Raw genomic sequence first — 1,296 nt, 5'->3', positions numbered from 1 at the left:
TAACTCCCTCAGTTTCCATACATTAACTATCAAAGAGCATAATTACATTTGTAAAAGCAAACATTCATAGATAACTCCTTAGTTTTTAAAGATCTAGTTTCAAACTAGATCTTTAAAGATATATCTATCTACTTATATTAATACTATATAATCTAATATATTTTATATTGTTTTTATTTACTTTAAGAATTCTTATATAAAACTATGCTATAATACAAGCCATAGTTTTAATTTTAATAAGGAGAATTCTCATGAAACTAGTTAAACTTAGTTTAGTAGCAGCTTTAGCTGCAGGTGCTTTTTCAGCAGCTAACGCTGTTTCACTTGAAGAAGCTATAAAAGATGTTGATGTATCAGGAATGTTCAGATACAGATTTGAATCTGATAGACAAGAAATTGGTAATGCAGTTCAAGCGGAAGGTTATAACAACACCAAAGAAAACAAACACAGATTTAAATCTCAATTAAACTTCAAAGCAGCTTTAGATGATAACTTTAAAGCTTTTGTTCAATTCCAATACAGCACAAATGAAGCTGGCTTTGGTACAGGCAATCAAACAGTTACAAATAAAACTTTCAATGTTCAACAAGCTTACTTAGAATATACAAATGAAGCTTATGCTACAAATGTAACTTTCGGTAAAATGGAAGTTGGTTCTATTTGGACTGATGACTTAGTAGGAACAGGAGCTAAAGTAGTTAATAACTCTATTGAAGGTTTAACTTTCGCAGGTTATTGGTTTGATAGCTTTAATGCTGAAGATGATGGTGATACTGCAATTGAAGATGGAATCAATATTGCTAAGTCTTCACTATATGGCGGTGCTGTATTAGGTGATTTTGATCCATTTGCATTCCAAATTTGGGCTGCTTATTCAAATAATTGGGCATTCTTATATGCAGTAGATGCTAGCTATAAATTTGCATTTAATGATGCTAATTTCAAAATCCAAGCTCAATACTTAGGGAATAGTGTTGATAGTGAAAAAGAAAAACGTTTAATTTTAGACAATGGTAACTTCTATGCTGCTCAAATTCAAGCAAATATTTCAGCATTTGATTTCCAAGCAGGTATAGTTGGTTATGGTGAAAAAGATAAAGGTAGTTTGGTAGTTTTAGAAGATAAAGGTAGAGTGATTGCTCCAGGTGAACAAATTTTCTACTCTGATGGCAGCAAATTAACTGGATCTGTAGGTGAAAACTTCTTCTATTTTGCAGGTTTAGGTTATACTTTTGCTGAAACACTAAGAGTAGGATTTGACTATATCGGCGGTAAAACTGAATATACAGCAGGCA

1 protein-coding gene is annotated in these 1,296 nt (G+C 31.6%); it reads left to right on the top strand.

Features of this window, described 5'->3' with window-relative positions; genetic code table 11:
* Positions 1-251: 251 nt before the first annotated feature.
* Positions 252-1,296: major outer membrane protein (locus CAMP18497_RS08150; RefSeq protein WP_337213732.1), on the top strand; the 1,045-nt coding region annotated here is incomplete at its 3' end.

Source organism: Campylobacter sp. W0066.1 (assembly GCF_024723635.1).
GTDB classification, from domain to species: domain Bacteria; phylum Campylobacterota; class Campylobacteria; order Campylobacterales; family Campylobacteraceae; genus Campylobacter_D; species Campylobacter_D lari_C.
Note: the sequence above shows the minus strand (reverse complement) of the source record. Positions and strands in the feature narration are given on the sequence as shown.